Below are 26,351 nucleotides of genomic sequence, written 5' to 3'. Positions count from 1 at the left end.
CGAGTGCAGGAGGTAGTTTATGCCGCAAATATCCAGCCGGTCCGGTGCCGATAAATGGCGTTTCGCCCAATTGGGCGGTTTCGATCAAGTCGAGTTGAAGCGGACCAGCGATTTGCTGGCGCTGCCGGAATTGGACCAGAAACTGTGGGCGGCGCTGAGTTGCCCGACCCACGGCTTGTTCTTCGATCAAAAAACCCTGGACTTGCTCGATAGCGACCACGACGGCCGGATTCGGGCGCACGAGGTGACCGCGGCGGTCAGTTGGGCCTGCCAGGTGCTGAAAAATCCTGCCGATCTGGTGCAACAAAAACCGGTACTGCCGTTGGCGGCGATCAACGACCAAGACCCGGAAGGCAAACAACTGTTGGCCTCGGCCAAGGAAATCCTGAAAAACCTGGGCAAGGCCGATGCTACGGAAATCGGCAGCGACGATCTGGCCGACATGGCCAAAATATTCGCCGACACCCGCTTCAACGGCGACGGCGTGATCCCGGCCAAAGCCGCGGCCGACGCCGCCGGCAGCGAATTGATCGAGCAGATCATGGCCTGTTGCGGCGAAGTGGCCGACCGCTGCGGCGATCCGGGTATAAATCTGGAAAAGATCGAACTGTTTTTTAAAGATGCCGCCAGTTACCACGAGTGGTGGCAGCACTGCGACGCCGAAGCCTTGCGCATCCGCAAACAAATCGCCGACACCGAGGCGGCGGCAGCCTTGTTGGACAAGCTGAAACCGAAAATCGACGATTTTTTCACCCGCTGCCAACTGGCCGAGTTCGACGCCGGCGCCGCCGCATTGTTGAATCCGGCCGATAGCCGCTACGAACAACTGGCCGGCACCGATTTGTCCGCCGCCAACGCCGAACTGGCGCAACTGCCGCTAGCCGCAATCGCTGCCGGCGCCGCGCTGCCGTTGAGCGCCGGCCTGAATCCGGCCTGGCGCGACGCCGTCGGCCAGTTCAAAACCCAAATCGTGCAACCGCTGCTCGGCGAACTCGACAGTTTGAGTTATCGGCAATGGCAGGATGTCAGCGGCCTGTTTGCCGATTACCAAGCTTGGCTACAACAAAAGCCGGTTACGGTCGTCGATAGTTTGGGGCCGGAGCGGATCAAATTCTTGCTGGAAAGCGGCGCCCAAGCGACGCTGGCCGCGCTGGTGGAACAGGACCTGGCGCTCAAAGCCGAAGCCGAGGCCATCGATTCGGTCGTGCGTTTGCAGCATTACTACCGCGACCTGTACACGCTGCTGAACAATTTCGTCTCGTTCCGCGACTTTTATTGCCCGCAACCGCACGCCATTTTCCAGGCCGGCACGCTTTATCTGGACGGCAGAAGCTGTCAGTTGTGCGTGAAAATCGACGACATCGCTCAGCACAGTAAGTTGGCCGAATTGAGCAAAATCTTTTTGGCCTACTGCGAATGCCGCCGCGCCGGCGACAACCAAAGCATGACCATCGTCGCCGCCTTCACCGACGGCGACAGCGACAATCTGCGCGTCGGCCGCAACGGCGTGTTTTACGACCGCAATGGGCTGGATTGGGACGCGACCATCGTCAAGATCATCGAAAATCCGATCAGCATCCGCGAAGCCTTCTGGGCGCCGTATAAACGCGTCGGCCGGATGGTCAACGAACAACTGGAAAAGTCGGCCTCGGCCCGCGACAAAGCCGCGCACGAAGGCGCGTTTAAAGGCGTCGCCGAAACCGGCAACCAGGCCGAACAGGGTAAAGCGCCGCCGGCGCCGTTCGATGTCGCCAAATTTGCCGGTATTTTCGCCGCAATCGGCTTGGCGATAGGCGCTATCGGTACCGCGCTGGCCGCCGTGGTCAGCGGCTTCATGGCTCTGCTGTGGTGGCAAATGCCGCTAGCAATCGTCGGCGTGCTGCTGGCGATTTCCGGCCCGTCGATGTTTATCGCCTGGCTGAAGCTGCGCCAACGCAACCTGGCGCCGCTGCTCGACGCCTGCGGCTGGGCGGTCAACGCCAAGGCCTTTATCAATATTCCGTTCGGCCATTTGCTGACCGATGTCGCCAAACTGCCGAAAGACGCGGAACGGCAACTGGCCGATCCGTTCGGCGAGAAAAAAAGCCCGTGGCCGAGTGTATTGCTACTACTGGCCTTGCTGGCCGGTGCGGCGTTTGCCTGGCATAAAGGCTATATCGGGCCAAAACCGGAAACGCCGCCGGCAGCGGCTGAAGCACAAACTAAGGCCGAACCGGCCAGCACCGAGCCCGCCGCCCCGGCTCCGGCCAAACCTGCCGACGCGAAAAAATAGCGCACAGGCCGTTTTACCTCGTTCCCACGCTCCTGCGTGGGAATGCCTACCCGCTTCGGTACCCGGTATGGATTCCCATTCATCCCCTTCGGGTACGGGCGACCGCTCGCAGTTAAACAAATCTTTGTTTGGTAACCGTCATTCCGGCAGGGATTCATGTCAGGCTGACCTGCCTGACACCCTTTTCGGGTAATGCAATCCGTTCCAGACCGATTTGTGCCGGAGCCGTAGACCGCTAAGCGAATCCAGGTTGCAAGGATAGCTTGAAGCTACCGTCCATGGCGCTGGATGCCCTCATCCTGCGGGCATGACGAGAATTGATTTATAACTGATGAGCGAAGGACCGTACCCGAATCGCATAAATGGGAGCCGGATAACCCAAAAAGTCGATTGGCCAGTTCGCCTTAACCGAAGCCCCCGCTCACGGCGCGATCATGCCGTTGTGCAGATAACTTTCCTCGTAGCTGAACACGATATTGGCATCGGGCAATACCAAGGCTTCGTTCTTGCCTTTGTAATCCAGCCGAAACAACAGATCCTTGATCAGATTGATTCGGGCCAGTTTTTTGTCGTCGGCTTTGACGATGGTCCACGGCGCCGATAAATGGTGAGTTCTGGCGAACATGATGTTGCGCGCCTCGCTATAGGCTTGCCAATGCTTTTGCGCTTCCTTGTCGATAGGGCTGATTTTCCATTGCTTTAACGGGTCTTGCTGGCGTTGCGCCAAGCGCTTTTTCTGCTCGCCCTTGCTGATATCCAGATAATACTTCAGCAACTTGATGCCGGAGCGCACCAGCAGTTGCTCGTAATGCGAAACCGTTTCGATGAACTCGTGGTATTCGTTGTCCGAACAAAAGCCCATAACCCGCTCCACCCCGGCCCGGTTGTACCAACTGCGGTTGAACAACACCAACTCCTGCGCCGCCGGCAAATGCGCGGTATAGCGTTGAAAATACCAGGTGCTGTTGTCGCGGTCGGACGGCTTGCCCAACGCGACTACGCGAATCTCGCGTGGGCTCAGATGTTGGATGATGCGTTTGATGGTGCCGTCCTTGCCACCGGCGTCGCGCCCCTCGAATAAAATCAAGATCTTGTCGCCGTGCTTGATGATGTGGTTTTGCAGCTTGACCAATTCGACCTGTAGTTGCTGCAGCACGTCCTTGTAATCGGGTTTTTCGGCTTGTTCCGGGTGTTTTTTGCTCATGTCCGCCGCCTGTTCCGGGTTTAAGTATCCACTGGAAAATAGCACGCCCGCGGATTTTTGCCGAAATGGGCTAAGCCGACGCGCCGCCGGCAAACAAGCGGTAGGCCGGATTATCGGTCTCGCGACGGTAAACCAGTTGTAACGCGTTCAGACATTGTTCGAAATGCACCGATTCCGCATCGCCGAGCTGCAAGCCGATCAACACCTTGCCGAATGCCGCGCCGTGGTTGCGGTAATGGAACAGGCTGATATTCCATTGGCTGCCCAGTGCCATCAGGAATTTCAATAACGCGCCGGGCCGTTCCGGAAATTGCAGGCTATAAACCCGCTCTTTGACATCGTACGGCGCATGGCCGCCGACCATGTAACGGATATGGTCCTTGGCCAGCTCGTTGCCGGTCATATCGGTTACGGCAAAGCCTTCTGCGGCCAGATGTTCCACCAGTTGCCTGTGGTCGGCTTCGGCGCCGCTGCTGCTGATGCCGACGAAGACCTGCGCCATCGCTGGGTCGAAATAACGGTAGTTGAACTCGGTGATGTTGCGTTTGCCGAGCACCCGGCAAAACTTGAGGAAACTCCCCGGCAGTTCCGGAATCGCCACCGCCAACAGAATTTCACGGTGTTCGCCGACCTGGGTTCGCTCGGCGACGTAACGCAGCCGGTCGAAATTGATGTTGGCGCCGCTGTCGATGGCAATCAGGGTTTGCTGCTGCAAGCCGTGGCGTTCGGCGTATTTCTTCAAGCCGGCCACGGCCAAAGCGCCGGCCGGCTCGGCCACCGAACGGGTGTCGTCGAAAATGTCTTTGATCGCGGCGCAGATTTCGTCGGTACCGACCGTGACCACTTCGTCCACCCACTGCCGGGCGATCCGAAACGGCTCCGCGCCGATTTGTTTGACCGCGACGCCGTCGGCGAATAATCCGACCTGCGCCAACACCACCCGCTGGCCGGCGCGTAACGCCTGGTTCAGACAATCGGCATCGTCGGGTTCGACGGCGATAACTTTGATCTCCGGCCGGACGAATTTGACGTAAGCGGCGATGCCGGCAATCAAACCGCCGCCGCCGACCGGCACGAAGATGGCGTGAATGTCGCCGTTGTACTGGCGCAGAATTTCCATCGCTACGGTACCCTGGCCGGCGATCACGTCCGGGTCGTCGTAGGGGTGGATGAAGGTCATGCCTTTCTCGGCGGCCAATTCCATGGCATGGGCGTAAGCGTCGTCGTAGGAATCGCCGTGCAACACGGCTTTGGCGCCGCGCGCCTTGACCGATTTGACTTTGATTTCCGGCGTGGTTTTCGGCATCACGATCAAGGCCTTGATGCCGAGCCGCTTGGCCGCCAACGCCACCCCCTGGGCATGGTTGCCGGCCGAGGCGGCGATCACGCCATTGGCGGTTTGCTCCGGCGTCAATGATGCAATCTTGTTGTAAGCGCCGCGCAGCTTGAACGAAAACACCGGCTGCAGGTCTTCGCGTTTCAAATAAACCCGGTTGTTGACCCGCTCGGACAAGGTCGGCGCGTAGTCCAGCGGGGTTTCTTCCGCCACGTCGTAAACCCGGGCCCGCAATATTTTTTCTATGTAATTCAGCATCGCTATCCTCGGTACGAGCGTCCTGTCGCACACCGCATTCCTGGCCTTAAAAACTGCTGAGCGATCAGCGTTAATCGGGTATTATCCCATACAATGACGGGTTGAAAGCCGCGTCAGGATTCATAAGAGCATAACCATCAGGACCATCACACATGACTCAAGACGAATTAAAAAAACAAGTCGCCGCCGCCGCATTGCAATACCTGAAAAACGTACCGATCATCGGCATGGGCACCGGCTCGACAGTGACGCATTTGATCAACCAATTGGCCGATTGCAACTTCAAAAACGATATCGAAGCCGCCGTGTCCAGCTCGATCAAAACCACAGAACACCTCAGATCGATCGGCATCAAAGTCATCGAATTGAACGATAGCGGCGACCTGGACATTTACGTCGACGGCGCCGACGAAGTTACCCCGCACCGCAAAATGCTGAAAGGCGGCGGCGGCGCGCTGACCCGGGAAAAAATCATAGCCGGCGCCAGCAAGAAGTTCGTCTGCATCGTCGACGAAACCAAATGCGTCGACGTGATGGGCAAATTCCCGCTGCCGGTGGAAGTGCTGCCGTTGTCGCGCAGCTTCGTCGCCCGCCAATTGGTCAAACTGGGCGGCCAACCGATCTTGCGGATGAACAAGGAAACCGGCCAACCGTACATCACCGACAACGGCTGCGAGATTCTGGACGTGCATAACATGAGCATCGTCGACCCGATCGGTACCGAACAAGCGATCAACAACATCCCCGGCGTCATCACCAACGGCCTGTTCGCGATGCGCGACGCCGACGTGGTCTTGGTCGGCAAGGGTAGCGAAGTCATCAGTTACTAAGCGCTTTATTCGGCGCGAACTCGCCGCCGCATCGGCGCGGCGGGTTCGCCGCCCGTTTTACCGCCTAACCCACCGCCCCGCAAAAACCGATAAACCTCAATATTTTTGGCGGCTTCCGCCGTTAAACCCTAAAATATCCGCCATTTGCAACGGCAGACGCGCTCGGCCGTTCCAACCCGTTTCACCATTGCATCCCAAAGTATTTCAGGAACCGGAAAACATGTCAGACATTGAAATTGCCCAACAGGCAAAAATGCGCCCTATTATCGATTTGGCCGGGGAAGCGTTCGGCATCCCCGCCGAGCATCTCGATCCCTACGGCCATTACAAAGCGAAAATATCGTTGGAATACGTCAACAGTCTGGCCGATCAACCCGACGGCAAACTGATTCTGGTCACGGCCATTTCGCCGACCCCGGCCGGCGAAGGCAAAACTACCACCACGGTCGGCTTGGGCGATGCATTGAACCGGATCGGCAAGAAAACCATCATCTGCCTGCGCGAGCCTTCATTGGGCCCCTGCTTCGGCGTTAAAGGCGGCGCGGCTGGCGGCGGTTACGCGCAAGTGGTGCCGATGGAAGATATCAACCTGCATTTCACCGGCGACTTCCACGCCATCGGCGTCGCGCATAATCTGTTGTCGGCCTTGATCGACAACCACATCAACCACGGCAACAAGCTGGACATCGACCCGCGCCGCATCCAATGGAAACGCGTCGTCGACATGAACGACAGAGCGTTGCGCAAGATCGTGGTCGGTATGGGCGGTGCGGCCAACGGTTATCTGCGCGAAGACGGCTTCGACATCGTCGTGGCTTCCGAAGTCATGGCGATTTTGTGTCTGGCCAGCAGCCGCGCCGATTTGAAGGAGCGGCTGGGCCGCATCGTCATCGGTTACAAGTCCGACAAAGTCACTCCGGTTTACGCCAGCGACTTAAAGGCGCACGGCGCGATGGCGGCGGTGTTGAAAGACGCGATCAAGCCGAATCTGGTACAAACCCTGGAAAACAATTTGGCCATTATCCACGGTGGCCCGTTCGCCAACATCGCCCACGGTTGCAACACCGTCACCGCGACCAAAACCGCGTTAAAACTGGCCGATTATGCGGTGACAGAAGCCGGTTTCGGCGCCGATTTGGGCGCCGAGAAATTCTTGGACATCAAATGCCGGATGTCCGGCCTGAAGCCGTCGGCGGTGGTATTGGTCGCCACGGTGCGGGCGTTGAAATTCCACGGCGGCGTCGCCAAGGACGAACTCAACCAGGAAAACCTGGAAGCTTTGGAAAAAGGCTTCGCCAATCTGGAACGCCATCTGAGCAACATCCAAAACCACTACGGCCTGCCCTGTGTCGTCAGCATCAACCATTTCACCTTCGATACCGACGCCGAAATCGAGCTGCTGAAAGCCAAGTGCGAGGCTTTGGGCGCTAAATGCGTGGTCGCCAAACACTGGGCCCATGGCGGCGCCGGCGCGGAAGATTTAGCCCGCGAAGTATTGAACATCGTCGACCGGCGCGAACCGGGTTTCAGCTATGTCTACAACGACGAACTGCCGTTGTGGGGCAAAATCGAAGCGATTGCCACCAAGCTGTACGGCGCGGGCAAAGTCAGCGCCAGTCCGAAAGTAATGGGCGAGATCAAAGCCTTGCAAGCCAACTACGGCCATTTCCCGATCTGCATGGCCAAGACCCAAATGTCGTTCTCGACCAACGCCAACGCCAAAGGCGCACCCAGCGGCCACACGGTCGAAATCAGCGAAGTGCGGCTGGCCAACGGCGCCGGCTTTATCGTTGCCATCGCCGGCGACATGATGACGATGCCGGGCCTGCCGAAAGTCCCGGCCGCGGAACGGATCGATATCGACGACAACGGCGTGATCAGCGGTTTGTTCTAGCCGTGGCGAATCGGTCAGTGCGGGCCGGCGGGCGACGGCTGCGCACTATCCGGCTATGCTTATGCAATCGCGTGCCTGCCGATACAGCTTTGTGCGGCGAAACAGATCGCTGATCCGAAATCCGTCGGGGGAATGCCATGTTTGACCTGCGCTCGCTGAAATTCAGCCATAAAATCGCCGCGCTTGCGTTATTACCGTTAGCCGGCTTGCTACTGATGGCATCCTTTGTGATTCGCAACCAATTGCACCAAATGCAATCGGCCGGCAACGTCGCCGCATTGGCCGGTTTTTCGGTGCTGGCCAGCGATCTGGTGCATGAATTGCAAAAAGAGCGCGGCCTGTCGGGCGGTTTTCTCGGCAGCGGCGGGCAAAAATTCAGAACCGAACTGGGGCAACAGCGGCAGGCAACCGATGTAAAACTGGCAAAGCTGGACGGTTTTCTGCAGCGTTTCGACACCCGCGGCGCGGAATTTTTTTCCGCCGGTTTGGCGGATGTCAGCCGGCGTATCGCCACCTTAAAGCAAACCCGCGCCGGCGTGGACGCTTTAAGCGCCGGCGGCGAGGCCACCGTGAACTACTATTCGGAATTGAACGCGGCCTATTTGACGATCCTGGCCCAATTGCCGAAATTGAGTGCGGATGCGAAACTCAGCCAGCAGTTAGCCGCCTATGCCAATTTTCTGAAAGGCAAGGAACAAGCCGGTATCGAACGCGCGGTGCTGGCCAACACCTTTGCCAAGAACGCGTTCGGCCCCGGCATGTACCAGAAGCTAATCGCGCTGATTGCGTTGCAAAATGCTTACCTCGACTTGTTCGCGGCGACGGCGCCGGACAATTATCTGGATTTTTCCAACAACACCCTGCGCGGCCAATTCGTCGACGAAACCGCGGCGATGCGGCGCAAAGCGCTGGCCGATAACGGCGGTCAAGGTTTCGGCGTCGACCCGGCCCACTGGTTTGCGATGCAGACCGGCAAAATCAACCAGTTAAAGCAAGTCGAGGACTATATCGCCCGCGACATCACCGCCAGTTCCAATGCGATCCAACAGGACGCCCAATGGCAACTGCTGCTGAATAGCTTATTGGTGACTGCGGTACTCGGCCTGTCGCTCGGATTATTCTGGTTTCTGCGCAAAGACATTACCGAGCAATTGGGCGGCGAGCCGGCTCACGTCAAAGCTCTGGCGGTTAAAGTCGCCGCCGGGGAACTCGCGGCACAAGACGGCCAAACGGCGGCAAACCACAGCGGCATCTTGGCGGCAATGCTGAGCATGCAGCAGCGCTTGACCGACGTTGTGATCGCATTACGCGATTGCTCGGAGCAAATCTCGCAGGCGGCGGACGAAGTCAGCCGCGCCGCGCAAACCCTAAGCCAAAGCAGTTGCCAACAGGCAGCCGGCATCGAGCAAACCAGTGCGGCACTGGAACAGTTGAGCGGCTCGGTGGAACACAATCAACACAACGCCCGCTCCACCGAACAAATCGCGCTGGCCGCGGCGCAGTCGGCGCAAACCGGCGAGCAGGTGGTGCGGCAAACCGTCGCGGCGATGCAAAAAATCGCCGAAAAAATCGGCTTGATCGAAGGTATCGCCTACCAGACCAATCTGCTGTCGTTGAACGCGTCGATTGTCGCCGCCAAGGCCGGCCAACACGGCGCCGGATTCTCGGTAGTGGCCGGGGAAGTCCGTAAGTTGGCAAACCGCAGCCAGTCCACCGCCACCGAAATCGGCGAACTGGCGCAAAGCGGTTTGCAAATCGCCCAAAAAGCCGGCGACATTTTCTCGGAAATGGCCCCCAGCATTGCCAACACGGCAAACCTGGTGCAGGAAATCGTAACGGCATCGGAACAACAGGCCGTCGGTGTGCATCAGATTAATCAGGCAATGGCGCAGCTCAATACGGCCATCCAGCATAATGCCGCGGCTTCCGAACAACTGGCGGCCACGGCCGAAGCGTTGAACGAGCAAAGCCAAAGCCTGGTGGCACAAATCGGATTTTTTAAAATCCGCTAATCAACCAAAATCGAGGTGGAATTTGCTATGAACCAATTTGAATGGAGCGACGATTATCTGGTGGCCGAAGAAACCATCAACGTTCAACACCGGCAACTGTTCGCGCTGGCTAACGATTTAATCCAATCCGAAAACCAACCGCAACTCCAGGAGAATGTAATGCGGCTGTACCGGCACTGCCGGGAGCATTTCGAGGCCGAAGAAACCTTCATGAAAAACAACGCTTACCCGTTAACCCAAGCCCATACCGCCTCGCACAATCTAATGCTGGACAAACTGGTCGAAGCCAGCCAAATCATCCAGCGCGGGGCCTGGCACCAAAACGATACCTTGAACTTCATGCACGACTGGATTCAGCACGTCCAAACTGAAGACAGGGCAATCGGCGAGTATTTCCGCGATAAAGGTCTGAAACTTGAAGCTTAACAAGCGTAGCCGGCGTTCCCGCCCGGGCAATGCCGAAACGCAAACGGCGGCTTTGCAGCCGCTCTACTGTGACTGTAAGCCTTCCGATCAAGGCGCAGTGCTCGACAGGTCATTGTTGGCGACAGGTATCGTCGTCGTCGAGCGTATCGGGGAGTCTTGACCGTGGCGGATCGGGCTAGTAAAGGATAGCGGCCAGCGGAGTAACTTCATCCGCGCCGGATCATTGCCATAGCGAACGCCCCGCTGCAAGCGAGTTGGCATAAGGCGAGTATTGAGCGGACTCGCGCCCAAACCAACGACGCTCGCCGCAGGTAATAGCCGATTGGCTTATCCAGTTTGCTGGGCTGACTTAGCGGCACTCACTCGGTCGGCACCGAACGTAATGCTTCGGCTGCGGTCAAGTCGCCCAGCAGGGACAGCTCCTCCAACGACAAGACCCGATCCAAAGCCAGCAGGATAATAAACACGTCGTCGATGCGCGCCATCGCTTCGATAAAATCGGTGCGGATATCGGCCCCGAAATCGGGGGCCGGTTGAATGTTCGCCGCCGGAATTTCCAGTATTTCCCGCACCTCGTCGACCAGCATCCCGACCAACTGCAGCGTTTCGTTGATCTCCATCGCGACCAGCACGATGCAACTGCGCTTGCTGACCTGAGACGGCGACCGGCTCAATCTTGCCGACAGGTCGATCACCGCAACCACGTTACCGCGCAAATTGATCACGCCGTGGATATAGTCGGGCGTCAGGGGGACGCGGGTAACGCTGGCGATCTCGATGATCTCCTTGACGTCGAGGATGCTGACGGCAAACGTTTCGCCGCCGACCAAAAACGTCAGGTATTGGCCGACCTGCTCCTGTGCAGCCACCGCAGTCGCGCTTTCTTTCCGAATCAGACTACTCATCTCATGATGCTCCGGCGGCGTTAAAAACGTTCGAAATCCGCTTCGTTAAAGTCCAAAGAACTCTCGGCGGTACCGGCGGCCGAGACATTGGGCTTAGGCGCACGCGAAGGTTTGGCGGCCGGGCGCGGCGAGCGGCCGCTCGAGTTGCCGCGGCCGGAGCCTTGGTTTTTCCTGGCATTGGCATCCAATTTGAAGAACGCCACCACCTGCTGCAACTGCGTGGCCTGGCCGTTCAACTCTTCGGCCGTGGCTGCCAGTTCTTCGGCGCTGGCTGCATTTTGCTGGGTGGCTTTATCCAGTTGCCGCATGGCGTCGTTGATTTGGTTGATGCCGCCGGATTGTTCGACCGACGCCGCGTTGATTTCCTGCACCAAGTCGGACGTTTTAACGATGTTGGGCACTACGGCCGTAATCAGATTGCCGGCTTTTTCGGCGATGGCGACGCTGTTGGTGGCCAGTTCGTTGATTTCCTCGGCGGTAATTCGGCTGCTTTCGGCCAATTTACGGACTTCGGCTGCGACCACGGCAAAGCCTTTACCGTGTTCGCCGGCGGACGCGGCTTCGATTGCCGCATTCAACGACAGTAGATTGGTTTTGTAGGCAATGTCTTCGATCAAACCGATTTTTTTGGCGATGTTTTTCATCGCGGCAACGGTTTCGGTCACCGCCTCGCCGCCCTGGCGGGCTTCGTTGGCGGATTTGGTCGCCATTTGCTCGGTGACATGGGCGTTTTCGGTATTTTGTTGCACCGACGCGTTGAGTTGCTCGATCGAAGTAGTGGTCTCTTCGACGCTGGCGGCCTGCTCGGTCGCCATCTGGCTCATCGCCTGGGCGGTGGCGCTGACTTGCTCGGATGCGCTGGACAAAGTATCGGAATTCGCCCGCACCTGGCTGACCACGCTGCTCAACTGGTCGCGCATGTCGCGCAAGGCCTGAGCCAGTTGGCCGATCTCGTCCTTGCCGTTCACATCCAGTTTTGCCGTCAAATCTCCCTCGGACAGCGATTTGGCGAATTGGACGCCGACGATAATCGGCGCAGTGATCAGATTGGCCAGGAACATCGCAATGATAATTCCCAAAATAAACGCCGCAGCTATAGTGCCTAAAATAATGGAATTGGCTTCGTCAACCAGCTTATCAGCCTCCTCGCGAGCTTTGCCCAGTTGGGCATAACCGGAATCTTCGGCCGTTTGCGCCTGTTTAATCACATTGGCGCCCAATTCAGACATTTCCTTGAGGATGACTTTCAGTTCGTCGTCGTTTTTGATCCAATTCTGGGCAGACTGTTGGTAATCGCGAGTCGCTTTGCGCGCTTCGTCAATCAGTCGCAACGCATCTTCTGAATTTACGATTTTTTGCAAATCGTCATAATAGCCCATTAATTCCGGCAGCCAGATTTGCATGTTTTTCCAGGCGTTACGATCCTTATAATTTACCTCCTCTTTCTCTGCGCGCATTATTTCCATCGCTTTTACATAAATCCGCGTGGCTCCGATATAGCGCTGCACGTAACCATCCAGCTCTTGCGCATTGGCGCCTTTTTTCATCGCTTCTTGGTATAGTCGAACTTGCCGATTCAAGAAATTATCAGCGGCTTTAGCGACGATACCGCCCTTCTCGACCATATCCTCAACCAATTTCTTATTGTTTTTTAATGCGGCGACTCCGGCACGGTACTTTTCAGCATAATTCGCGGTTCCTTCCCGTGCGACTTTCGATTGCGTCAACAACTCGGAGTTGTTGTATTGCTTTGCAATCTGATCGACCTTATCCAAATAGGCCATCAGATTTTTGACGTTTTCCTCGGCTCGTTGGTGTATTTCATCTTTTTCAAAGAGTAAATAATTCTTTTCTTCCATGATGGTCTGCAAGGCCATCCTTTCCACGCCGGTGGCGTATTCCACCGACTTGCCGTTGTTGTCGGTGATATTGAACAAGGCTCCCGCCACGTTGCCGATATAAATTTTCGACAACACCCCGAAAGCGATGGTGATGGCCACCAACAACATCGCTCCCGTCAATATCTTGGTTTTAATTTTCAAATCGTTGATGTTCATCTGCTATTCCCGTGTTGTTATTTATGAGCAATCCGCCGAAATCAGACCCGGCGTAACGCCGGTTTGTGGGCCAACGGCCTGGGCTTATGTTCGATGGCGGCTTGAATCAGACCTTGCACGTCCAAGATCAACGCGACGGTGCCGTCGCCCAAGACCGTGGCGCCGGTAATGCCTTTCAAGCGCTCGAACACCTTGCCCAGGGGTTTGATCACCGTTTGATGCTCGCCGTGTAGCTCGTCGACCACCAAGCCGGCCTCGGTCTGGCCGAACTTGACGACGACGACGCTTTCGCGCTGATTGGCGTTGCCGGCGGGCGTGCCGAAATAGTCGCCGAGCCGCAAATACGGCAACACCTTGCCGCGCAGATTGATGTAATGCTGAACCTCGTCGATCTCGCATTCGTTGGCCGACATTTCGATACATTCGTCGACCATGCTCAACGGAATGATGAAGCGTTCGGCTGCGGTTCCGACCATGAAGCCGTCGATGATGGCCAAGGTTAACGGTAGGCGGATCGAAATGGTGGTACCTTGGCCTTCCTCGCTGTCGATTTCCACCGAACCGCGCAAGGCCTCAATGTTTCTCTTGACCACATCCATGCCGACTCCGCGCCCGGACAAGCTGGTGGCTTGGTCCTTGGTACTGAGGCCGGCGGCAAAGATCAGGCTGTATATTTCCCGCTGCGACAGCCCGTGGTCTTTTTTGATCAAGCCATTCGCCAGGGCTTTTTCCAGGATTTTTTCGCTGTTCAATCCGGCGCCGTCGTCGGCGATTTGAATCACGATGTGGCCGGATTCGTGGTAGGCATTGAGTTGCACCGTACCTTGCGCAGGTTTGCCGGCAGCCAGGCGCTGTGCGGGATGTTCGATACCGTGATCCAGGGCGTTGCGGATCAAATGCGTCAACGGATCTTGGATTTTCTCCACCACGGTCTTATCCAACTCGGTCTCGCCGCCGCTGATCAGAAGTTGGATGTCCTTGTTCAATTCCTTGCTGACGTCGTGCACTACGCGGCGGAAACGCGAAAAGGTATCGCCGATTTGCACCATGCGTAATTCCAGGGCGGTATCGCGGATGCTGTTGACCAGCGAATTCATGCCGGCGGCAACATCGCTGGCATCCGACAAGCCGTGCTTTTCGACGATCAGGTTCATCGCCGCGCTGGAAATCACCAATTCGCCTACCAAATTGATCAGATGACCCAATTTCGTCGCGTCGACCCGGATGTAATTGGCCTCGCTGGCGATTTTTTGCTTGGTTTGTTCCTGCTTCTTCAACGCCTGGTCGACCAAAGGCTGCTGCACCACGTGCTGCTCCACCAGGATTTCGCCTAACGGCTTGGCTTTTGCACCAGCCTCCACTTCGCGTCCGGCACTGCCGGTTTGCGCCTGCAAGGCCGTTTCGACGTCGTGTTCGGTTAAGGCCCCGACCTGGACCAGCATGTCGCCAATTTTGCGCAAACGGGTTTCGTCCTGGGCGTCCAACAATTGCAGGTATTCGCCGATTTTGGCGTTCGGCGGCAAAATCTTGATCTCGCAATCGTCGGCGGCGAATTCGAAAACCCGTTCGATGGTTTCCTTGCTGGCCTCGCTTTGAAAGGCGATTTTGAAATGCAGATAACAACTTTCCGGGTCCATGGCCTCGCCGCTCGGCATCCCTTCGGCGACCGTCACAATCTGTTTGATATCGCCGAGAGTTTTCAAGTAGCGTAAAAACGACAACGGGTCGATGCCGTCTCGAAACGAATCTGGCTTGAACTCCAGCGATATCAGCCAATGTTCGTCGACGGCAATCTCGCCGCCGCCCTCTCTCAGCACCTGATCCTCAACGCTGTCGGGTCTTTGTTGAATCACAGTTTCTTTACCGCCGTTCAGTTGCGCGATCAGACGCAAACCGGTCGCGGCCAGTTCGGCCGGCACCGCCGTGCCGTTCGCTTTAAGGCAATGTTCGATCAACTTGGCGGCGTGGTCTTTGCTTTCCAGCAACACTGCGATCAAATTCGAATCGATCTGCCGTTCGCCCTGACGCACCTTGTCCAGCACGGTTTCGGCCTCGTGGGTAAACGCCACGATAGGATCGAAACCGAACAAACCGGAAGATCCTTTGATGGTATGCATCGCCCGAAACAAGGAATTGACGGTTTCGCCGTTGTCCGGATCGCTGTCCAGACTTAACAGCGCGTCTTCCATGTCGACCAGGAGTTCCTCGGCTTCCTGGGCGAAGATGGCTAGCGCGGTATCCATTTCGTTCATAAAGACTTCCAATCGGCGGAGATGACTATCGGATCGCCGAAATGCGTGCTCAGATTTAGCAATTCCAACACTTCGACGACGGCTTCGCTGTGCCGGGCCAGACTCAACTCGCCCCCTTTCGCTAGGGCTTCCTGCTTTAAAAACATCAATAATTGCACACCGGCGCCGTCGATTTCGGCGACGCCGGCCAGATCGAGCTGTATCTCTTTAACCGTATCCAGATAGGCCGACAAGGCCTGTCTCAATTCGGCGACGTTGTATATTGTGATATCGCCGTCGATAGCGAGATGGACGCTATCGGGCCGCTGTTGTTTGACTTCGATAGCCATGGCCGTTGCCTCCGGGGCCGCTTGGAAAACGAATTAAGGCAGTACCAATTTGGATACGGCATCCAGCAAGGTTGGCGCCTGAAACGGCTTGGTCAACCAGGCCTTGGCGCCGGCGGCTTTACCGGCTTGTTTTTTATCGTCGGCCGCTTCCGTGGTCAGCATCATGATCGGGGTAAACTTGTAGGCCGCCAATTTTTTGATTTCCTGGACCAGGCTAATGCCGTCCATGTTCGGCATGTTGACGTCGGAAATAATCAGATTGATTTTTTGCCCGGTCAATTTAGCCAGCGCGTCTTTGCCGTCGCAAGCCTCGACCACGTCGTAGCCGGCGCCCTTCAGGGCGATACCGACCACTTGGCGGATCGACGCCGAATCGTCAACAATCATGATGGTTTTGGCCATGGTTTCTTCCTTAACAGATCTTAGAAAAAGGTAATCTCTTCGCTGCCCGAGGAACTTTGCCGGTTAATCGCCGCGGACGCCGAGTGGTTCAGCAACTCCTCCGGCATCGTGTAGCTAAGTTCCATTCTGGATAAAGTCTGGCTAACATCCAGGCTATCGGCATGGCGGACTCCAGCGGCTCTGATCGCATCCACCGCACGCTGCAAATTGTTCAAGTTGTGCTCGACGTGGGACAGCATCTGGCTGACGCGGTCTTGAAATTGAAACGCAGTCAGCACGCTGTATATCTCGTCGCGAATCTGCGCGCTGTTGCCGCGCAGATTGTCGGCATCGTCTTTGAACATATCCAACGCTTTATGCAGATCGTCGAGTGCGGTGCGAATCGCCTGCTCGGCGTCGCGGATGGCTTTGTCGTCCGAAGTGCCGGACGCTTCGGACATTTTCAGCGTCGAGGCCATCGCCAAATTGATGCCTTCGATCGCCCGGCTGATCTTTTCGCCGGTTGCCGACGAAAAGCCGGCCAATTTGCGCACTTCGTCGGCCACAACGGCAAAGCCGCGGCCATTTTCCCCGGCGCGGGCGGCTTCGATCGCGGCGTTCAAGGCCAGCAAATTGATCTGTTCGGCGACCTTACGCACTTCTTGCGCCATCGAATCCAGTTGTTTGGTATGGGTAGATAATTTTCTGACCTCATCGACCACGGCGTGCTCGACGTCTTGAATTTGGCTCAATACCCGCAATACCGTGGTTAACGCTTCCCGGGTTTCGTTGAATAACACGTCGACACCCCGGTCTTCGCGGTGGCGGCTGCCGCCGGCAAGCAAACGCTCCAGTTGGGTAACCATCGCCGCGAAACGGTCGGTTAACACGGTAATTTCCTGCTCGGTATGGGTGCGCGAGGTCTGCACTTGGCGTAGCAGGATCGGCACCACCTGTAAAAACAATCGCTCCAATTCGACCACGTAAGCTTCGAGGTCTTTGAGCTTGACCTCTTCGTCGCCGCGCCACGCCCGGTTTACGTCGTTTAACGCCGCTTGTTGCTTAGCGGCCAAGACCGAACCGGCCAGAGCCCCGGCCAGTACTAACACCACCGCGCCCAGCACGCTGGCCAGGCTGAAACCGGCCAATGCGGCTGCCAATAAGCCGCCCGCCAATCCCAGGCCCACCGTTAATCCGTAGTAAGCGCGTGTATCGATATCTTTGATGGTTGGGCCGCTTGTTGTACCAGACATGTAGTTTCCATTAAATTACTGAGCCATGGTTGGGATAGTAGAGAGTTTTAGGACAGCGTTCAACCAAGCACCATATTTGGGATTTCAGTATTGTTAAATTTCCGGCATTTCGGAAAAAATATCTGAAAATACTTAACATTTAGCCACGGAGCACCTTGATTATCGGCACATCCATCATGAGCGCGGCGGAGTTCGAACGCTTCCGCGCATTAATTTATAACCATGCCGGCATTTCCCTGAGCCCGGAAAAGAAAGTCATGGTTGCCAGCCGCCTGGCGAAACGCCTGGATTATTACAATCTGGACAGTTACGGCGATTATTACGATTTTGCCTTGGGCGACGGCTATCCCCACGAGTTTCAAACTATGGTCGACATTCTGACCACCAACGAAACCTATTTCTTTCGCGAACCTAAGCACTTCGAATTCGTCCGCGAACGGATTCTGCGGCAGTGGCGCGGTGGCCCGTTTCGAGCCTGGAGCGCGGCCTGTTCCAGCGGCGAGGAAGTGTATTCTTTGGCAATGGTCTGCGCCGAAACCCTGGGCGTACAGACCTGGGAAATCGTCGGCTCCGATTTGAGCAGCCGGGTATTGGAAACCGCCCGCCACGGGCTTTACCCAATGGACCGCTTGGAACAGATGGACACACGCCTGTTGCGCAAATACTGCTTGAAAGGGGTACGCAGCCAACAGGGCTATTTCAGAGTGGACGCTAAACTGCGCGGCCGAGTCAGTTTCGAACAAGTCAATCTGATGAAACCGCCGCCAGCCAGCTTAGGCAAATTCGACCTGATATTTTTACGTAACGTATTGATTTACTTCGATCACGACACTAAGAAACAGGTCGTGGAACGTTTACTCTCGGCGCTAAAGCCAGGCGGATATTTTTTCATCAGCCATTCGGAGAGCCTGCACGGTATCAGCGGACCGCTGCAGCAGATAAGCCCGTCGATATACCGCAAACCGTGAAAATCCTTCCCTACAAAGGCACCCGCCGTATCATTCTCGACCCCGGCGAATATTATGCTTCGCGGCAAGCCGAAGTCATTTCGACCTTGCTGGGTTCGTGCGTTGCCGCCTGTTTGTACGATCCCGATAACGGCGTGTTCGGCATGAACCACTTCCTGTTGGCTTACCGGCGCAATCCCGAACACCTGCCGCTGCTGCAATCCGAGGAAGGCCGTTACGGCATCTTCGCCATGGAACTGCTGATCAACCAAATGATGAAGCTGGGCGCCGACCGGCATAAACTGAAGGCGAAATGTTTCGGCGGCGGCAACGTCTTGCATCTACGCGAAAACAACCCGGACCTAAAATCGGTCGGCGACGTCAACGTGCTTTTCATTAAACAATTTCTGCATAACGAACATATTCCGCTGGTCGGAGCCGGTTTGGGCGGCAATATCGGCAGAAACGTGCATTTTGTCGGGGAAGATTATTCGGTGTACGTCAAAAAAATCGATACCGCGCAACAACAGTGGCTGGAGCGCGCCGAACAGCGTTATTGGCAGAAAAACATCGAAGAACGCGAACGCCAGCACCGGCCGGCCGAATTTTGGTGAGGCACTGGCTTGGGCCGAGCTTGGCCCAGCTTAAGCTGCACACGCGCAAAGCGCCGGATTGCGCGCCGGATCTAGACCGTGGACAATGATCCGGCGCCGGCCGGTCAAGCGACCTGACTTGGAAATTTGGCTATGCCGGCCCTAGAACACAGCTACCCATCAAACCGGCAGGCGGCCATCATGGACAACGATACTCTGATCGATCAGGCGCGCCGGCTCTACGCCGGGTTGCTGATCAAGCGCCACACCGAAACCCAACAAAACCGGCGGCTGGAGCGGCTGTTGATCCTGGCTTACGCCCGCTACCAGCGCCGGCTGAACCGTTGCGCGATCTGTTACCGCTACCGTCTGTACGATTGCAACAGGCAGCCCGGCACCGACCACACCCCCTGCGAGCGCCGTAGCTCGGCAGCCAGCCCAATCAACCCCTCGGCGGTTTATACGGCCGAATAACACTGGTCCCCAGACAGCGCGGCAAGCTGGGCCGGCCACTGGGCGCGAACTTGCCGAATCCGGTTAAGGTCCAACTGCGCAGTCCGGCAATGCTCGCGGCACAGCGCACCTCTGAAACCCAGATAATCCGGCGCCAACGCCAGCAAACCCGGTACATCCTCGCAGCGTAAAGAACCGGCCAGACCGGTCAACATGCCCTGCCCCCGTGCCGCATCGACGAAAGTACGCAATTCGGACGCATCCATGCATTGGGTCAGGGAGCCGCGGCCCTTATCCATCGTATCCAACATTACGCCGCGAAAACCGGCTCGGCGCAGTTCGGCGATCATGGCGAAATCGGGACGAGTATCGGCAAACAATACGGCAATCAGGGCAATGCCCTGCCCGGCAACGGCTTGCAACGCTTCGAGGCAGGCCGGCCAATCGCCGCCCGGGAAAAAACCGATCTTCACATAATCGACGCCGGTGGCCGCCATTTCCCGAACCGCCGGCAGCAGCCGTTCGGGCAGCATCGGCAGATCGCCGACCGTCGCACTGATCCGGGTCGCGACAGGTAACGTAGCGACGATTTCGGCGACGCTGGCGGTCGCTAACGCTCCCAACGCGCCTTGCGCCGGTTGTTTCAAATCGATGATATCGACCGCCGCGCGTTGCACCAGCAACGCTTCCGCCAGACTGTTCACGCTGGCCAACATCCCGGTCATGCTTGGCCTCCGCAACGGTGCCGTTCGATGGCGTCCATCAACCAGCCCCACGCCTGCCGTTCGTTGTCGCCGGCGGTTTTGTCCATACCGATCCGCAAATAATCCAACTCGGCCCGAATTTTTTCCGGGGACAACATATCCAGCCGGCTGACTAAGATCGCCGCCTCCAATACCGAGTATTGCGCCCGGTTAAACCCCTGAAACGGCCGGTGGTTAACCGAGTGAACCACCTTACAAAATAATTTGGGCCGCAATTCGTCGTCCTCGACCTGCTCTAATTGCAATTCGGCATGAGCCAACGTGTCGGCCAGATAAAAACCGGCGACGCGTTCGGCCGGCCGCAACGGCCAATCCCGGCGCCCGGTCAGGCAACCGGCAAAAATCCGGACGTCGTCGCAAAAATTGATAACTGCGGTTCGGTTTAGCAACAGATTTTCCAGCGTCGCGGACGGCCGAAACGGCAGGATAATCCGCCACTCGCCGTCGATATGCACACCCATCGGTGCGATATGTACCTGGCCTTCAGCATTGGCAGTGGTTATCAGGGTTTCTTGAATCATGAGGGTTTAGGTCTATCCTGAATCGTGAATTTCGCCTGGCATCAGGCGGAGCAACGGATAATTTTAATCTTGCCGGCACCGATCGGGTCATTTTTTTGCCCGCGGCCGCCACGGCCGTTATAAAACTGAGCGCCCTACTATGCATGCCATCCACATTGCCGACCTGTCGATTCTGCTGATCGAACCGTCGCCGACGCAACTCAAAGTCATCTTGCAACACCTGCGCGGCGAAGGTATCGCCAAGGTCGAGGGCGTATCGAGCGGTGCGGCGGCGCTGGAGAGCTTGCATTGCCACCGGCCGGATTTGATTATCAGCAGCCTGTATCTGCCGGACATGATGGCGACCGCTCTGATCGAACAACTCCGGGAAGACGAAGTATTGAGCCATATCCCCTTCATGCTGATTTCCAGCGAATCCAGCTTCGAAGTGCTGGATAGCATCCGCCAAGCCGGCGTTGTGGCGATATTGCCGAAACCGTTCGCCCACGACGATTTGAAACATGCGTTGCGCTCGACGATCGAATTCATCGATCCGCAAGAGATCAGCCTGGAACATTACGATATCGAAAACGTCCGGGTGCTGGTGGTCGACGATAGCAAGCTCGCCCGCAAGCATATCGGCCGGGTACTGAACAATATGGGAATCGAGAAAATTACCGAAGCGCAAGACGGCAAGGAAGGACTGGATGTGTTCAGCCGCGACCAAAACGGCTTCGATCTGATCGTCACGGACTACAACATGCCGGTCATGGACGGCCAGCAATTGATCCGCGCCATCCGCCAGGATCTGGGCAACTCGATCATTCCGATCCTGATGGTTACCAGCGAAGACAACGAAACCCGGCTCGCCAACGTCCACAAAGCCGGCGTATCCGGCATCTGCGACAAACCCTTCAATCCGCAGACGGTCAAGGAAATGTTGTATCGGGTTTTGGAGCCCGATTGAGCCAGTATGCTACCGGCCGCCGTTTAATCGGCGTTTTCTAAACCGGCCAGACCTTTTTTGGCGATATGAGCAAAATAAACTACCCCGGCAACTGTGGCCAAAAAACCCAAGACCAAGGTGATTAACTGCGCTTGATTCAGTTCGCCTCCATTCCCGGTCAATGCCATCAAGGCGGTACCGGAAATCGAGCCGGTATAAACGTAAGCCAGTAACGCCGGCGTTGCTCCGATCGAACCCAGCATGTAGGCCATCAGGGAAATTTTAGTCAAGCCAAACGCGTAACTGGCCAAACTGAAAGGTGCCACCGGCGACAACCGCAACAACAGCACGAATATCCAACCGCGCCGGGCGATTTCCTGATCGAGATGGCGGATCGACAAGTGCTGATTCTCCCACTCGTCGATATTTGACCGATAAGCATAACGGCTCAGTAAAAACGCCATCAAAGCGCCGAAACTGGTACCTATCGTCGACAACAAAAATCCCTTCCATAATCCGTAAAGTCCGCCGCTAGCCACCGCCAATAAAGAAAGCGGAATAATTCCAGTCAGGGAGGCGACGAAAAATACCAGCAAAAATACGAGTTGGCCCTCAGTGCCGTAGCGGGTCAATAGCTCGGCCAACTGTAGAACGACAGTTGAAATTTGCTGTTTCCCGCCCAGTATTATGAAGCCTAGGATAGCCACCGATGTCAACAGAAAAATCGATACCACAATTTTCAGCCCGGTACTAGGGCCGGTTTTTCGTGAACCCGGCTTATTCATTAGACTTTATTTTTGTAATTTAATCGGGCTGAGGCTTCGTCGGAAAACAGATCGTATTTTTTAAAACCTAAACGTTGCAAGCGGAATTGGATTGACGTGTGTAAAACACCCAGGCCATAGATAACGCTACGTTTGAAGTTGATCGAAGAGGCTTCCGGAAAATAACGGGTCGGACAGGATAATTCGCCGATTCTGAAGCCTTGATAGATCGTTTGCGCCAGCATTTGGTTATCAAAAACAAAATCGTCCGAATTATTTAACAACGGCAACGATTCCAGTGTTTTCTTGCTCCAAGCCCTATATCCTGTGTGATACTCTGATAATTTGTGGCCAACCAATAGATTTTGAGTAAATGTCAAGAAGCGGTTGGCGATGTATTTATACAGCGGCATACCTCCGGCGAGCGCACCTATACCAAGAATGCGAGACGCCAATACTGCGTCGAATTCACCTTCGGCAATCATAGAAGCCATAGCAGTAATTAATTTAGGCGTGTATTGGTAGTCTGGATGCAACATTACGATAATATCGGCATCGCGTTGGAGTGCGGCTTGGTAACAGGTTTTTTGGTTGCCGCCATAGCCGCGATTTTCAGGATGTACAATCGTATGAATCCCCAACTCTCGAGCCAATTCAGCAGTACGATCGGTACTTTTATCGTCGACCAAAATCACATCGTCAACAATATTCATCGGAATTTCATTGAAAGTAGCCAACAGAGTCGCCTCAGCATTATATGCCGGCAATACGACTGCCACCCTTTTATCGTTCAACATGTTCAACCCTTAAATAATAGATTTTAGAAACTAAGACCCAACTTTAACTTCTTCCAACATTTTCCAGCCATTGCAATCCTCAGCAGTGGATCCACTTTTGATCGCGTACTGAAGCGGACGCTGGAAAACTGATGAATATAGAAACAGCCAATGCTCGTGTTCGCGCGGGATTTTGATACAAACCTTATCCCCATCCTGAATTTGCTTTAGCAACACAAAGTCAACATGTTTTTTATAATACTCTTCGAAAGAGTAAAAATAGGGCCGAACATACACGCCTTGAGTAACGATTATTACCCAACTGAGTACTGATGCAGAAATTAATCCGGCATTGCGCGAATTCAAAAATTTTGCCTGTGCAACGGAAAATGCCAGATTGCAAATCAAATAAAAATTCAACGAGACCAATACTATCATCCAGAACATATAGTATCTAAGCCGCGGCGAACTGGGCATCAAAGCGACGACCACTGACATCAAAACCATCGCAATGATGGCTAGTTTGGTCTCCTTAGCCCAATTCAAATAACTTAATCCAAGCAACAACAGAATATTTAAAATAACGTAAGCGCCGAAATATCCGCCGAATTGGTCGCCAACGGTTTCCTGGCCACCGCCAATTGACCAGCCATTAAAGTAGGGTTTTGGAATGGTTTCAAATAGCGAATATAACCACAATATCGGCCTGGCTAAATCATTACCGGGAATTCTTGGCTCCAATGGCGGGAGTTCTCTATGATTCAATTCAATTCCGGCAATTTTAACAACGACCGGATAAACCGGATTACCATGCAGAAACAGGTTTTTAATCGGCGTAGCGAATATAACCAGTAGAGCCAACGCAACTAAAAAAAATAATAACCAACTATTCCTGCCCGATTCGAAGTATACTTTTGCCGATTTTATCCATAATTGGTACCCGGTAAAACAAAGCACGACAAAAACAATCGGCACAAATTGCAAGCGCATATTGGCAGCTATCGCAGCCGAGACAAATAGTATTATCAAATCCGCCGTTGTGATCGGCTCCGATGAAACATAGCTGCGGTAGGTGGTCATAATTAAAACCGCCATAGCTATCGAACTGGGCAAATCGACATAGGAAACTGTGGCATGAATTTGTACCAGCGGAATCGCCAGCAAGCTCAACACCGACAAATGCAATGGAATTTTAAAATACTTTTTTAAAAATAAAAAATAAATCAGAAGGCTGAAATAAGCCACCAGATTGGTCGTCTCAGGCCTGCCGCTAATAAACCAGAAAAAACCTTGAAAGAATTCACCGAGCAAACCGAAACCATCAAATCTTGGCTGCCAATATCCATCCAATAAATAGGCTTCGCCGGGAATAATTCCCCATAGCTTGGCTGCAAACGGTAAATGGTAGGCCCAACTATCGAAATTTCTATCGATATCAAATACTGCTTTAAGTCCCATCGACAGCAATAGCGCACCAGCAATAAAGAGCAAGCAATAATCTAAGGCGCGACCATAATAAATGTTATTACCACTCATGATTTTAATATTCGATTCCAACTATTTCTAACAATTGAAGGCACAACTAACCATTAAATTTAAACCCATAACATATAACTGCATATTTGAAACGTTTTTCACCAACCAGCTAGCTATATTATTGCAACGGCGCACCAATCAAACCTGACTTGCCGAGCGAAACACATCAAGCCGATTTTGCAAAACGCCATGCCTGTTGCATTAAATTGAACGTAATCAGCCGCTTTATGGCAGTTGGACGGAAAAATTCAGGACCCGAACCTTAAGGGATACCTAGACATGTTCCCATTTATCTTAGCCCATAAACACTGGACTTTAAGGCAAATCGATTTTTTACCGCCAGTATAACCAGTTTTCCGATTCGCTTTGTTTAGCCTTGAGGCTGTTGCACACCAGCTCCGGCCAAAATATACTGTACATATAAACAGTATTCATAAAAACAGCATGAAACCCCTTACCCACCGCCAGCAGCAAATTCTGGACTTCATCGAGCACACTCTGGCTCGGGAAGGCTTTCCGCCGACCATAGCCGAACTCGCCGCGGCCTTCGGCATGGGTTCCGGCAACGCTATTCGCGGCCACTTGCAAGCTTTGGCCAAGAAAGGCGCGATTCAACTGACGCCGGGCGCCTCGCGCGGCATTCGTCTGCTCAAGCCCGGCACCGACCAAGGCCTGCCCCTGATCGGCCGGGTCGCCGCCGGACAACCGATTCTGGCCGAACAACATATCGAAGGCTATTGCCAGATTGGCCCCGAATTATTCCAGCAGCGGGCCGATTACTTACTGCGAGTACACGGCCTGAGCATGCGCGACGCCGGAATTTTGGACGGCGACTTACTGGCCGTGCAACGCCGGCCCGACGCGCATAGCGGGCAACTGGTGGTGGCGCGGATCGGCGACGAAGCCACCGTGAAACGGCTGCGGCTGGACGGCGATATCGCTTATCTGGAACCGGCCAATCCCGATTTCACAACCATAGGTATCAACTTGCGCCGCGATGCGTTAGCCATCGAAGGCATCGTGGTCGGCGTGATTCGCCGCATAGCGTTATGAACCCGGCCTTGGCGGATTTGTTGCGCAGCCGGGCCGGCATCTGGCGCGGCCTGCACTGCGACCATGCCGCCTGGGCCGTGGTCGGCAGCGGTTTTGCCGAGCTGGATGCGTCACTACCGGGCGGCGGCTGGCCATTAGGCACGCTGGCGGAAATCGCCAGCCCGGCGCCGGGCTGCGGCGAATTGCGCTTACTGTTGCCGGCCATCGCCGGTTTGAGCCGAGCCGGGCGCCGGATAGCCTGGATCGCGCCGCCGTATCGACCCTACGCCCCGGCGCTGTTACAAGCCGGCGTGGCATTGGGCCAACTGCTGGCCGTCAACGCCGACAAAGACCACGATATAGCCTGGTGTGCGGAAAAACTGCTGCGTAGCGGCGGCTGCGGCATGGTGTTGTTATGGCCGCGCCGGCTCGACGCCCGGCAAATCCGCCGGTTGCAATTGGCCGCCGAAACCGGCTCGGCCTTGGCGGTATTGTTCACCCTGCCCGCCCAAAGTTACTCCGGTGCGGCTTTACGTGTCGCCGTCCGTCCGAGTGCAAGCGGTTTGGCAGTGGACATTGTCAAAGCCCGCGGCAGTTTGCGCCGCGCGTCGTTGATGTTAAGCCTATAAAC

General features: G+C 55.4%; 24 protein-coding genes. 11 read left to right on the top strand and 13 right to left on the bottom strand.

The genetic code is table 11. From position 1 onward, the window contains the following. The first annotated feature begins 19 nt into the window (after positions 1–19). Positions 20–2,272: a hypothetical protein gene (locus VXJ35_RS10380; RefSeq protein WP_064021485.1), complete on the top strand. Its 2,253-nt coding sequence runs from the start codon at positions 20–22 to the stop codon at positions 2,270–2,272. A 421-nt stretch (positions 2,273–2,693) separates the two neighbouring features. Here VXJ35_RS10380 and ppk2 read toward each other — a convergent pair whose 3' ends face one another. Then, positions 2,694–3,476, bottom strand: coding sequence for a polyphosphate kinase 2 (gene ppk2, locus VXJ35_RS10375; RefSeq protein ID WP_064021484.1), 783 nt, complete (start codon positions 3,474–3,476; stop codon positions 2,694–2,696). Between the two features lie 70 nt (positions 3,477–3,546). Then, positions 3,547–5,070: a threonine ammonia-lyase, biosynthetic gene (gene ilvA, locus VXJ35_RS10370; RefSeq protein WP_064021483.1), complete on the bottom strand. Its 1,524-nt coding sequence runs from the start codon at positions 5,068–5,070 to the stop codon at positions 3,547–3,549. 152 nt (positions 5,071–5,222) lie between these two features. Between ilvA and rpiA the strand changes: the two genes are divergently transcribed. The 4 genes from rpiA (at position 5,223) to VXJ35_RS10350 (ending at position 10,232) form a co-directional block, all read left to right on the top strand. Beyond that, complete coding sequence (gene rpiA, locus VXJ35_RS10365) at positions 5,223–5,900, top strand: ribose-5-phosphate isomerase RpiA (RefSeq protein ID WP_064021482.1); 678 nt, start codon at positions 5,223–5,225, stop codon at positions 5,898–5,900. Between the two features lie 220 nt (positions 5,901–6,120). After that, a complete protein-coding gene (locus tag VXJ35_RS10360; protein WP_064023465.1) occupies positions 6,121–7,794 on the top strand; it encodes a formate--tetrahydrofolate ligase in 1,674 nt (557 codons plus the stop codon). A 137-nt stretch (positions 7,795–7,931) separates the two neighbouring features. After that, complete coding sequence (locus tag VXJ35_RS10355; RefSeq protein ID WP_064021481.1) at positions 7,932–9,806, top strand: methyl-accepting chemotaxis protein; 1,875 nt, start codon at positions 7,932–7,934, stop codon at positions 9,804–9,806. A gap of 27 nt (positions 9,807–9,833) precedes the next feature. Continuing rightward, positions 9,834–10,232, top strand: a complete 399-nt coding sequence (locus VXJ35_RS10350) for a bacteriohemerythrin (protein ID WP_064021480.1) — start codon at positions 9,834–9,836, stop codon at positions 10,230–10,232. A 359-nt stretch (positions 10,233–10,591) separates the two neighbouring features. Here the strand turns inward: VXJ35_RS10350 and VXJ35_RS10345 are convergent, their stop codons facing one another. Genes VXJ35_RS10345 through VXJ35_RS10320 form a run of 6 tightly spaced genes read right to left on the bottom strand, consistent with a single transcriptional unit; the run spans position 10,592 to position 17,022 of the window. Beyond that, positions 10,592–11,137 (bottom strand): chemotaxis protein CheW, encoded by a 546-nt coding sequence (locus tag VXJ35_RS10345; RefSeq protein WP_064021479.1) that lies wholly within the window; start codon positions 11,135–11,137, stop codon positions 10,592–10,594. Between the two features lie 20 nt (positions 11,138–11,157). Then, entirely contained in the window at positions 11,158–13,194 is a 2,037-nt protein-coding gene (locus VXJ35_RS10340; RefSeq protein ID WP_064021478.1) for a methyl-accepting chemotaxis protein, read from the bottom strand. Between the two features lie 41 nt (positions 13,195–13,235). Continuing rightward, positions 13,236–15,446, bottom strand: coding sequence for a chemotaxis protein CheA (locus tag VXJ35_RS10335; protein WP_064021477.1), 2,211 nt, complete (start codon positions 15,444–15,446; stop codon positions 13,236–13,238). After that, positions 15,443–15,775, bottom strand: a complete 333-nt coding sequence (locus tag VXJ35_RS10330) for a lipid asymmetry maintenance protein MlaB (RefSeq protein ID WP_064021476.1) — start codon at positions 15,773–15,775, stop codon at positions 15,443–15,445. Before VXJ35_RS10330 ends, VXJ35_RS10335 begins: the two co-directional genes overlap by 4 nt. A 33-nt stretch (positions 15,776–15,808) precedes the next feature. Then, positions 15,809–16,177 (bottom strand): response regulator, encoded by a 369-nt coding sequence (locus VXJ35_RS10325; RefSeq protein WP_064021475.1) that lies wholly within the window; start codon positions 16,175–16,177, stop codon positions 15,809–15,811. A gap of 20 nt (positions 16,178–16,197) precedes the next feature. Then, positions 16,198–17,022, bottom strand: a complete 825-nt coding sequence (locus VXJ35_RS10320) for a methyl-accepting chemotaxis protein (RefSeq protein WP_408953946.1) — start codon at positions 17,020–17,022, stop codon at positions 16,198–16,200. A gap of 542 nt (positions 17,023–17,564) precedes the next feature. Here VXJ35_RS10320 and VXJ35_RS10315 point away from each other — a divergent pair. The 3 genes from VXJ35_RS10315 to VXJ35_RS10305 all read left to right on the top strand — a co-directional run bounded on the left by VXJ35_RS10315 (position 17,565) and on the right by VXJ35_RS10305 (position 19,423). Continuing rightward, positions 17,565–18,377, top strand: coding sequence for a CheR family methyltransferase (locus tag VXJ35_RS10315; protein WP_408953936.1), 813 nt, complete (start codon positions 17,565–17,567; stop codon positions 18,375–18,377). Next, positions 18,374–18,970 (top strand): chemotaxis protein CheD, encoded by a 597-nt coding sequence (locus VXJ35_RS10310; protein WP_064021472.1) that lies wholly within the window; start codon positions 18,374–18,376, stop codon positions 18,968–18,970. Before VXJ35_RS10315 ends, VXJ35_RS10310 begins: the two co-directional genes overlap by 4 nt. 132 nt (positions 18,971–19,102) lie before the next feature. After that, on the top strand, positions 19,103–19,423 hold the full coding sequence (locus VXJ35_RS10305) for a hypothetical protein (RefSeq protein WP_231914889.1): 321 nt from the start codon (positions 19,103–19,105) through the stop codon (positions 19,421–19,423). Here the strand turns inward: VXJ35_RS10305 and VXJ35_RS10300 are convergent. Further along, entirely contained in the window at positions 19,408–20,127 is a 720-nt protein-coding gene (locus VXJ35_RS10300) for a (5-formylfuran-3-yl)methyl phosphate synthase (protein ID WP_064021471.1), read from the bottom strand. The two genes, VXJ35_RS10305 and VXJ35_RS10300, sit on opposite strands and share 16 nt — an antisense overlap. Continuing rightward, the gene (locus VXJ35_RS10295; protein WP_064021470.1) at positions 20,124–20,687 is read right to left on the bottom strand and encodes a DUF447 domain-containing protein; all 564 of its coding nucleotides are present in this window, start codon (positions 20,685–20,687) and stop codon (positions 20,124–20,126) included. Before VXJ35_RS10295 ends, VXJ35_RS10300 begins: the two co-directional genes overlap by 4 nt. A gap of 139 nt (positions 20,688–20,826) precedes the next feature. Here VXJ35_RS10295 and VXJ35_RS10290 point away from each other — a divergent pair, with 139 nt between their 5' ends. Further along, on the top strand, positions 20,827–21,633 hold the full coding sequence (locus VXJ35_RS10290) for a response regulator (RefSeq protein ID WP_054761962.1): 807 nt from the start codon (positions 20,827–20,829) through the stop codon (positions 21,631–21,633). Positions 21,634–21,656: 23 nt separating this feature from the next. On the opposite strand, the gene VXJ35_RS10285 is transcribed toward VXJ35_RS10290, so the two are convergent. The 3 genes from VXJ35_RS10285 to VXJ35_RS10275 form a co-directional block, all read right to left on the bottom strand. Beyond that, positions 21,657–22,256: a TVP38/TMEM64 family protein gene (locus VXJ35_RS10285; RefSeq protein WP_157770288.1), complete on the bottom strand. Its 600-nt coding sequence runs from the start codon at positions 22,254–22,256 to the stop codon at positions 21,657–21,659. Between the two features lie 140 nt (positions 22,257–22,396). After that, a complete protein-coding gene (locus VXJ35_RS10280) occupies positions 22,397–23,173 on the bottom strand; it encodes a glycosyltransferase family 2 protein (RefSeq protein ID WP_054761982.1) in 777 nt (258 codons plus the stop codon). 30 nt (positions 23,174–23,203) lie between these two features. Beyond that, positions 23,204–24,688, bottom strand: a complete 1,485-nt coding sequence (locus tag VXJ35_RS10275) for a hypothetical protein (protein ID WP_064021468.1) — start codon at positions 24,686–24,688, stop codon at positions 23,204–23,206. Positions 24,689–25,132: 444 nt separating this feature from the next. Between VXJ35_RS10275 and lexA the strand changes: the two genes are divergently transcribed. Further along, positions 25,133–25,741 carry a transcriptional repressor LexA gene (lexA, locus tag VXJ35_RS10270; RefSeq protein ID WP_064021467.1) on the top strand — a complete coding sequence of 203 codons (609 nt, stop codon included), beginning with the start codon at positions 25,133–25,135 and terminating at the stop codon, positions 25,739–25,741. After that, the gene (gene imuA, locus VXJ35_RS10265) at positions 25,738–26,349 is read left to right on the top strand and encodes a translesion DNA synthesis-associated protein ImuA (RefSeq protein WP_064021466.1); all 612 of its coding nucleotides are present in this window, start codon (positions 25,738–25,740) and stop codon (positions 26,347–26,349) included. The genes lexA and imuA overlap by 4 nt, the downstream gene beginning before the upstream one ends. Positions 26,350–26,351 lie beyond the last annotated feature (2 nt).

Origin of the sequence: Methylomonas sp. DH-1, from assembly GCF_046097555.1 — a bacterium.
GTDB classification, from domain to species: Bacteria; Pseudomonadota; Gammaproteobacteria; order Methylococcales; family Methylomonadaceae; genus Methylomonas; species Methylomonas koyamae.
This window is presented reverse-complemented; position numbering and strand designations above follow the sequence as displayed.